This is a genomic window from Cupriavidus sp. 05L310 (assembly GCF_056398185.1).
The window spans coordinates 59,755-67,704 of record NZ_JBFTOX010000055.1 but is presented as its reverse complement, the minus strand read 5'-3'; the positions used below and the strand labels follow the sequence as shown (position 1 = coordinate 67,704).

At 67.0% G+C, this 7,950-nt stretch carries 7 protein-coding genes; 4 read left to right on the top strand and 3 right to left on the bottom strand.

Annotated features, from left to right (window positions below; all coding sequences use genetic code 11):
* Positions 1 to 392: 392 nt before the first annotated feature.
* Both AC1DS6_RS32055 and AC1DS6_RS32050 read right to left on the bottom strand, forming a co-directional pair.
* The gene (locus AC1DS6_RS32055; RefSeq protein ID WP_035865492.1) at positions 393 to 1,916 is read right to left on the bottom strand and encodes a UxaA family hydrolase; all 1,524 of its coding nucleotides are present in this window, start codon (positions 1,914 to 1,916) and stop codon (positions 393 to 395) included.
* 7 nt (positions 1,917 to 1,923) lie between these two features.
* Positions 1,924 to 2,937 carry a tripartite tricarboxylate transporter substrate binding protein gene (locus tag AC1DS6_RS32050; RefSeq protein ID WP_477103928.1) on the bottom strand — a complete coding sequence of 338 codons (1,014 nt, stop codon included), beginning with the start codon at positions 2,935 to 2,937 and terminating at the stop codon, positions 1,924 to 1,926.
* Positions 2,938 to 3,094: 157 nt separating this feature from the next.
* On the opposite strand from AC1DS6_RS32050, the gene AC1DS6_RS32045 reads away from it, so the two are divergent.
* Positions 3,095 to 4,081, top strand: a complete 987-nt coding sequence (locus tag AC1DS6_RS32045) for a LysR substrate-binding domain-containing protein (protein WP_441630366.1) — start codon at positions 3,095 to 3,097, stop codon at positions 4,079 to 4,081.
* Between the two features lie 20 nt (positions 4,082 to 4,101).
* On the opposite strand, the gene AC1DS6_RS32040 is transcribed toward AC1DS6_RS32045, so the two are convergent.
* Entirely contained in the window at positions 4,102 to 5,364 is a 1,263-nt protein-coding gene (locus AC1DS6_RS32040; protein WP_477103930.1) for a serine hydrolase domain-containing protein, read from the bottom strand.
* 392 nt (positions 5,365 to 5,756) lie between these two features.
* On the opposite strand from AC1DS6_RS32040, the gene AC1DS6_RS32035 reads away from it, so the two are divergent.
* From AC1DS6_RS32035 to AC1DS6_RS32025, 3 genes are all read left to right on the top strand, one after another.
* Entirely contained in the window at positions 5,757 to 6,224 is a 468-nt protein-coding gene (locus tag AC1DS6_RS32035; protein ID WP_441630364.1) for a rhodanese-like domain-containing protein, read from the top strand.
* Between the two features lie 441 nt (positions 6,225 to 6,665).
* The gene (gene epsC, locus AC1DS6_RS32030) at positions 6,666 to 7,619 is read left to right on the top strand and encodes a serine O-acetyltransferase EpsC (protein ID WP_477103927.1); all 954 of its coding nucleotides are present in this window, start codon (positions 6,666 to 6,668) and stop codon (positions 7,617 to 7,619) included.
* The gene (locus AC1DS6_RS32025) at positions 7,616 to 7,876 is read left to right on the top strand and encodes a helix-turn-helix domain-containing protein (protein ID WP_441630361.1); all 261 of its coding nucleotides are present in this window, start codon (positions 7,616 to 7,618) and stop codon (positions 7,874 to 7,876) included. The genes epsC and AC1DS6_RS32025 overlap by 4 nt, the downstream gene beginning before the upstream one ends.
* The last annotated feature ends 74 nt before the right edge of the window (positions 7,877 to 7,950 follow it).

Below are 7,950 nucleotides of genomic sequence, written 5' to 3'. Positions count from 1 at the left end.
AGTCAAAGGCAGTTTCACCTCCCCTGCGGGGAGGCGACCTACTTTCTTGTCTTGCCAAGAAAGTAGGCAAAGAAGGCGCGCCGGATGGGGCGACACCCCCTCGGGATCCGGCGAAAAGAGCGGCCGGGACCCAAACTCGCATCGCCTTAWGGCGATACTCAAACATGGGTCCCTCTTTTCCGCTCTTTTCGCCGGATCCCGAGGCGCCCCATACGGCCTGGTACACCTTGACGGCTCGCTTCGCATCGCGTTGGGGTGTGGCCCGCCCTTGGGGGCGCTCCACACGGCTACACCGAAATTTGGTCTGGCGATATCGCCTTTTTTGGGGGGCGAGGCAGAGGGCGGGCGCTCGCCAGGCCACGGTGCGGTCCAAAGCCAATTGGCTTCACTTCCTAGCTGACGATTCCCAGGTGCCAGGGCACGAACTCGTTGTCTCCCAGCCCCAGTGCTTCGCTCTTGGTCGGATGGCCCGAAGCGGCCTCCAGGATGTGTTCGAAGATCCGCTGCCCCATTTGCTCCACGCTGAGTTCGCCGTCCAGCACCAGCCCGCAGTTGATGTCCATATCGCTTTCCAGCCGGGTGTACATCGGCGTATTGCTTGCCAGCTTGATGGTGGGCGCGGGCTTGGAGCCGAACATGGAGCCGCGGCCGGTGGTGAAGCAGATCAGGTTGGCGCCGCTGGCAATCTGGCCGGTGGCGGCTACCGGATCGTAGCCGGGGGAGTCCATGAAGACGAAGCCTGCCTGCTCGATCGGCTCGGCGTATTCGTAGACGGCCTGCAGCGGCGTGGTGCCGCCTTTCATGGCGGAGCCCAGCGATTTCTCGAAGATATTGGCCAGGCCGCCTTGCTGGTTGCCGTGGCCGACCACGCCGTTGAACTGGGCGTTCTGGCCGGCGGTGTAGCGTTCCCACCAGGCCAGGCGGTCCAGCAGTTTCTGGCCGACTTCGGGTGTCACGGCGCGGCGCGTGAGCATGTATTCGACGCCGTGGATCTCCGGGGTTTCCGAGAGGATGGCGGTGCCGCCGTGGCGTACCAGGATATCCATCGCCGCGCCCAGCGCCGGGTTGGCGCTGATGCCGGAGAAGCCGTCCGAGCCGCCGCATTCCAGGCCGATCTTCAGGTGGCTGGCGCTTACCGGCTGGCGTACCGCGGCGTTGGCGCCCGGCAGCATGTCTTCGATGGCGCGGATGCCGGCCTGGATGGTGGCCGCCGTGCCACCGGTGTCCTGCATGACCATGGTGCGTACGTGGCTGCCGGGCACCAGGCCTTGCGATTCCACCAGCCCCGCTACCTGGTTGCGCTCGCAGCCCAGGCCGACGATCAGTACGCCGGCCAGGTTGGGATGGCGGGCGTAGCCGGCCAGCGTGCGGCGCAACACGTCGAAGTGCTCGCTGGGCGAGGACATGCCGCAGCCGCTGGTCTGGGCGAAGGCGGCCACGCCATCCACATTGGGATAGGCCGCCATGCGCTCGGGCGTGAAGTGGTCGGCGATATGCCGGATCACCGTGGCCGAGCAGTTCACCGACGAGAGGATGCCGATGAAGTTGCGCGTGCCGACACGGCCATCGGGCCGCACGAAGCCCATGAAGGTGGCGCGCTCGGCCTCGGGCACATAGTCCACCGGCCGTACGTCCTCGCAAAAGCCGGGGTCGCGGTAGAAATCCACCAGCGCGAGATTGTGCGAGTGGACGTGGTCGCCGGCCTCGATATCGCGCTCGGCCACGCCGATCACGGTGTCGAACTTGCGTACCTGCGTGCCCCTGGCAATGGCGCAGGCGGCGATCTTGTGCCCGGCGGGCACTTGCGCGCGCACGCGCAGGCCCAGTTCGGGGAGGTTCTGGCCGAGGCTGAGGGCGTCCCGTGCGATCAGGACGTTGTCGTTGGCGTGCAGGCGGATGAGGGCGGCGGCGTTCACGGGGCGGTCAACCTTGTTGCAGCAGCTCTTTGAGCTTGAGGCGCTGGATCAGTTGGGTTTCCTGGTCGTACACGGTGCTGATGTAGCGCTTGTATTCCGGACCGTCCAGGTACATGACAGGCGCGTCGATGCGGGCCGCGACCTGCTGGAACTCCTTGCTGGCCACGGCTAGCCGGAAGGCGTCGCGCAGCTTCTTTTCCACGGCGGGGTCCAGGCCGACCGGCGCGCCGATGCCGTTGGGGGCTTCCACCACCACCTTGTAGCCGAGTTCCTTGAGCGTGGGCGTGTCCTTGAAGCGCGGCGTGCGCTGGTCGCCCCAGGTCGCCAGCAGGCGCAGCTTGCCGGCTTCCACGTGGGGCGCCCACGAGCTGGAATCGGCCAGCAGGTCGACCTGTCCGGCCAGCACGTCCTGCAGCGCCTGCGCGCCGCCCTTGTAGGCGATGGCATTGAAGCGGATGCCGGCGGTCTGCGCGAATTCCTCCATGCCCACGTGGGTGGCGCCGCCGATGCCGGCATGCGCGTAGGTAAGCTTGCCGGGGTGCGCCTTGGCTTCCGCCACCACTTCCTTGAGCGACTTGAAGCGCGAGTTCGCCGGCACCGCGATGCCGAAGGTCTGGCCGGAAGTGCGGGCGAGGTAGGTGAGTTCGGTGCGCGGATCGAGTTGCAGCATGCCGAGTTGCGAGAAGCGCGTCACCGAGATCGGGATCTGGCCGATGGTGTAGCCGTCCGGCTTGGCGCGGGCCAGCGCCTTGGTGCCGATCATGCCCGAGGCGCCGGCGCGGTTTTCCACCACGATCGATTGCTTGAGTACGCCCGACGCCACCTGGCACAGCGCGCGCATCGACTGGTCGGCGGTGCCGCCGACAGGCCACGGGCAGATAAAGGTGATGGGACGTTCCGGATACTCGCCAGCCCGTGCGAAGCCCGGCAGCAGCAGGCCTGCGGTACCGGTCGCGGCGGCCGCGGCCCCGCCGATGAGCAGGCGGCGTCGCCCGGGATTGATGCCGTGGGGTGCGGTCATGTGTCGTCCTCGCAGGATGTCATTATTGGAGTCATGGGCCGGTGGCGGTGTTCACCGGTCAGGCTGGATTGTGGCAAAGCGCTTCATAACAATCCAATCAATGATCGGAATGGCTTCATAACCTTAAAGTTAAGTAGAAGTTGGGTAGAATCCCGCCATGCCCCAGATCGACCGCGCGCTGCGCTCCAATATCAAGCTACGCCACCTGCAGCTGGTGGTGGCGCTGGACGAGTTCCGCCATCTCGGCCATACCGCCGACTTCCTCTCCGTGAGCCAGCCGGCCGTCTCCAAGATGCTCACCGAGGTGGAGAAGACGCTCGGCCTGACGCTCTTCACACGCTCCACGCGCGGCACGGAGCCGACGCCGGCGGGCGCCTCGCTGGTGCGCTTTGCCCGCTCGGTGCTGGCGCAATACGAGCGCACCCGCGATGAGATCGCCGCGGAGGCCAGCGGCGCGGCGGGGCGCACGCGGGTGGGGTCGATGGGCGCGGCCTTGCCGGTGTTGCTGGCGCAGGCTGTCAGCCTGCTCAAGCAGCGTTCCGCGCAAGCTACCGTGCTGGTCGAGGAGGGGGATTTGCCGCACCTGCTGCCCAAGCTGCGGATCAGCGAGCTGGACCTGATCATCGGTCGGCTGGAGCCTGGCTATGCCGCGCCGGACCTGGTCACAGAGCCGCTGTACAACGAGCCGATGGTGGCGGTGGTGCGCAGCGGCCACCCGCTGGCGCACAAGCGCGCGCCAGCCTGGGCAGACCTGGCCGGCATGCCTTGCGTGATGCCGCCGCCGTGGGCGTCGCTGCGGGTCAAGCTGGAACAAGAGTTCTACCGCCACGGGCTGCAGCCGCCCACGGACCTGATCGAATCCTCCTCCTATCTGGCGATCTCGACCTTCGTCACCCAGCGCGACGCGGTGGGCTTCCTGGCCCGGTCGGTAGGGCAGCAGTTCGAGCGGGAGGGGCGTTTCCACATCCTGCCCATGGACGTGCCGCTGGAACTGCCGCCCGTTGGCCTGATCACGCTGCGCGAAGGGCGGCTCACGCCCAGCAGCCTGCAACTGGTGGAGTGCCTGCGCGCGGCTGCCGGGCAACTGGCCGGACAGCAGAAGCCGGCGGCCAAGAGGGCGCGCGCGCCACGGCGGGCGGGCTAGGCCGTCCGCGTCGGGACAAGTCAGCGAGGGCTGGCCAGCAGGTGTTTCGCCAGTGCGTGAAAGGCCGGAATCGTGGTCGGGTCGTTGGCGGCGTTGCCGGCCACGGGGTTCGAGGCGTAGCGCACGATCACCATCTCGGCCTTCGGGTCGATATAGATGCGCTGGCCGTGGACGCCCCGCGCCATGTAGGCGCCGTGCTCGTTATGGGTGACCCACCACATGTCGCGATAGCTGCCGCCCTTGAGCAGGGGATAGTCCGCCCTGGCAAAGGCGGCCTTGTCGCCGCCGCGGCGGATGTCGTCGACCACGGCCCTGGGCAGGATCTGCTGCCCGTTGAACCTGCCGTCGTTGCGCAGCATCTCGCCAAAGCGCGCCAGGTCGCGCAGGCCGGTGTTCAGGCCGCCGCCGGCAAAGGGCGTGCCGATCGAATCCACCGTGAAATACCCGTCCTGCTCCGCGCCCAGCCGGCGCCAGATGCGTTCCGATAGCAACCCGGCCACCGAGCGCCCGGTCACGCGCGCGATCACCCAGCCCAGTGCGTCGGTGTTGACGGTCTTGTAGCCGAAGGCCGCGCCATGCTCGCCCTGCGGCTGGATCGCCTGGATGGACTCGTAGTAGTTACGCGGGCCGGTGTAGTCCCTGGGCTTGGGCAGCGGGCTGCCCGCCTGCGCGTGCAGCCAGACCTCGGCGTCCGGGTCGGCATAATCCTCGCTGTACTTGAGGCCCGTGGTCATGTCCAGCACCTGGCGCACGGTGGCATTGCCAAAGGCGGACGAGGCGAGTTCGGGCACATAGTCCACCATGCGTTTGTCCGCATCGAGGCGGCCTTCGGCGACCAGCATGGCGCCGAGCGTGCCGATGACCGACTTGGTGACCGACATCGCGGCGTGCTGGCCGTCGTCCTTCAGCGCGCCGAAATAGCGCTCGTACACGATGCGCCCGCGATGCAGCACCACGATGCCATCGGTGTAGTTGGCCGCGAGCGAGGCTTCCCAGGTCATGGGCTGGGTGGCGCCGATCGGCATGAACCGCAGCGCGTCGATATCGGTGCGCAATGCGCGCGGCAGCGGCACCGGCGCGCCCAGTCCGCGCGAGACATTGACGGTGGGCATCAGCTCCCGGAAATGCGACACGCTCCAGCGCAGGGCGGGAAAGCGCCAGTAGCTGCCATCGTCGAAGCGCACGGTGCGGTCGGGTGGCGGCGGCGATCCCGCCATCCAGCCAAGGCCGGCGGGATCGCTTGCCGCGGCATCCGGCGCGGGCGCGTCGGCGGCCCGCGCCATGGATAGCAGCCCGGCACCGCAAAGGGCCAGCGCGGCCAGGCCGCGGCGGCGAATGCCGTTACGCATCGTCAAGGTCATTTCCGAATCTCGAATTCATGTGGAAGGGCGCCCGCGCAATATAAACCATTCGAATGGCGGCACACGGAGCATTGCCGTCTGCCGACAAACGCTGCACGGCTTGGCGCGGGGCCGCCGTTTCCGCCTGCGCTGCCTGGCGTGCTGGATGAACTGTCTTTGGAAATGCGTTTTTATTCGTTCTCAATCTTCCCGCGCCATTTCATAGTTGTGGCGTGATGGCTATAGGCGGTTGCCGTCAACCACAAACCGTGCATCGGGGAAGGCCCGGCCGCATCGATCCCGGCGCGGATAACAGGCTGCAAGGAGAGCGTTTCATGACAGTTGCATTGGAAGACAAGATCAAGCATCCCGTGCTGGAAGCCGCACGCGGCGTGGCACGTTCCTCCGGCCTGCCGTACGCCGGCCGCGTGACGCCGCAGCAAGCGTGGGCGCTGTTCAGCGCCGGCGACGCCGTGCTGGTCGATGTCCGCACCGCCGAGGAACGCAAGTTCGTCGGCTACGTGCCCGACACCCTGCACGTGCCCTGGGCCACCGGCACCAGCCTCACCCGCAACCCACGCTTCGTGCGCGAACTGGAAGCCAAGACCGGCAAAGACACCGTCGTGCTGCTGCTGTGCCGCAGCGGCAACCGCTCCGCGCTCGCCGCGGAAGCCGCCACCAAAGCCGGAAAGGCCCACGTGTTCAACGTGCTCGAAGGCTTCGAAGGCGAAATCGACGAACGGCAACGGCGCGGCAAGAGCGGCGGCTGGCGCTTTCATGAATTGCCGTGGGTCCAGGATTAAGGGTGGCGGGCAGGATGGGCCAATGCCGGTTGGAATGACTACGGCTGTCAGGAACCACTGGAAACGGAGCCAATGCATTCTTTGCGGCACGGCGACATGGCAAACGCCCGCCCTCTCCCGCAAGCGGGAGAGGGGAGCAAACCGAGAGTCGATTCAAACCTCGCAGGGTGTGGCCGTGTGGAGCGCCCCCAAGGGCGGTCCACACCCCCAACGCGATGCGAAGCGAGCCGTCAAGGTGTACCAGGCCGTATGGGGCGCCTCGGGATCCGGCGCGCCTTCTTTGCCTACTTTCTTGGCAAGACAAGAAAGTAGGTCGCCCCCCGCAGGGGGGTGAAACCGCCTTTGACTTTAGGCTTTCAGGCCTTTGACTTCCGGCTCACACACAAAAAAAACAGCACAACCTACCACGCCAACAAACACAAAAAAACGGGGAGTACCAAAATGGCTGACTTCGAAATCGGCGAGATCGTACTCGCCCTGCAGCAAGTACGCCAACAATGGCGCGAAGGCCAACAACGCCTGCTGGAACCAGGCGGCCGGGACCTGCCCTCCCGCGACGCCCTGTCACAAATCATCGCCACGCTAAAAGGCGTCCTGTTCCCCATGCGCCTGGGCCCCCCCGACCTCCGCCAGGAAAGCGAAAATCTCTACATAGCCCACTCCCTGGACGCGGCCCTGCACGGCCTGCTGGCCCAGACACGCCTGGAACTGCATTACGCGGCGCGCCATGGCGACCGCGACGAAGCCGCGCTGCGCGCGCAAGCGCTGACTGCAATACGTGAATTCGCCGGAGAACTCCCCCGCATCCGCAGCCTCCTCGACAGCGACGTCCTGGCCGCCTTCCACGGCGACCCCGCCGCCGGCAGCGTCGACGAAGTCCTGCTCTGCTACCCCGGCATCCTCGCGATGATCCACCACCGCATCGCCCATGCCCTCTACGGCCTTGGCCTGCCGCTGCTCGCGCGCATCGTCGCCGAACTGGCGCATGCCGAGACCGGCATCGACATCCATCCCGGCGCCCGGATCGGCGGCGGCTTCTTTATCGATCACGGCACCGGCGTGGTGATTGGCGAGACCACCATCATCGGGGAGCGAGTCCGCTTGTACCAGGCCGTCACGCTGGGCGCCAAGCGATTCCCGCGCGACGCCACCGGCAAGCTGGAGAAGGGCCTGCTGCGCCATCCTGTCGTCGAGGACGATGTGGTGATCTACGCCGGCGCCACCATCCTCGGCCGCGTCACGCTGGGCCGCGGCGCGGTGATCGGCGGCAACGTCTGGGTGACGCAGGACGTAGCCCCGGGCGCCCATGTCACACAGGCCGTGTCGCGCAACGAAACCGCCAGGGCGCCATCCGCAAGCGGCGCGCAGCGCGCCATCGAGGCGAGCCTGCCATGAACGACCTCGTAAGGACCCTGGGCGCCACGGTGCGCCAGTTGCGCGAGGCGCACGCGTGGTCGCAGGAAGAGCTTGCCGAGCATGCGGGGCTGAACCGCTCGTATATCGGCGAGATCGAGCGCGGCAGCGCGATCGCCTCGATCGTCACGGTGGAGAAGCTTGCCGCCGCGCTGGGCGTGCCGATCTCATGGCTGCTGAAAACGGGCGGCACGCACGCAGCGCCACGCGACGCGGAGATTGCCGGCACGCGGACGTAGCCAGTTCCGGGTGATGCGCGCAAATCCCCGCGCATTGCCGTCTATAGCATGTTGAACGGGGCGGGCCGCCTCCC

Coding starts and splice junctions, on each gene's coding strand:
- AC1DS6_RS32035 (WP_441630364.1), top strand. CDS start 5,757: ATGACAGTTGCATTGGAAGACAAGATCAAGCATCCCGTGCTGGAAGCC.
- AC1DS6_RS32045 (WP_441630366.1), top strand. CDS start 3,095: ATGCCCCAGATCGACCGCGCGCTGCGCTCCAATATCAAGCTACGCCAC.
- AC1DS6_RS32025 (WP_441630361.1), top strand. CDS start 7,616: ATGAACGACCTCGTAAGGACCCTGGGCGCCACGGTGCGCCAGTTGCGC.
- AC1DS6_RS32050 (WP_477103928.1), bottom strand. CDS start 2,937: ATGACCGCACCCCACGGCATCAATCCCGGGCGACGCCGCCTGCTCATC.
- AC1DS6_RS32040 (WP_477103930.1), bottom strand. CDS start 5,364: ATGGCGCGGGCCGCCGACGCGCCCGCGCCGGATGCCGCGGCAAGCGAT.
- epsC (WP_477103927.1), top strand. CDS start 6,666: ATGGCTGACTTCGAAATCGGCGAGATCGTACTCGCCCTGCAGCAAGTA.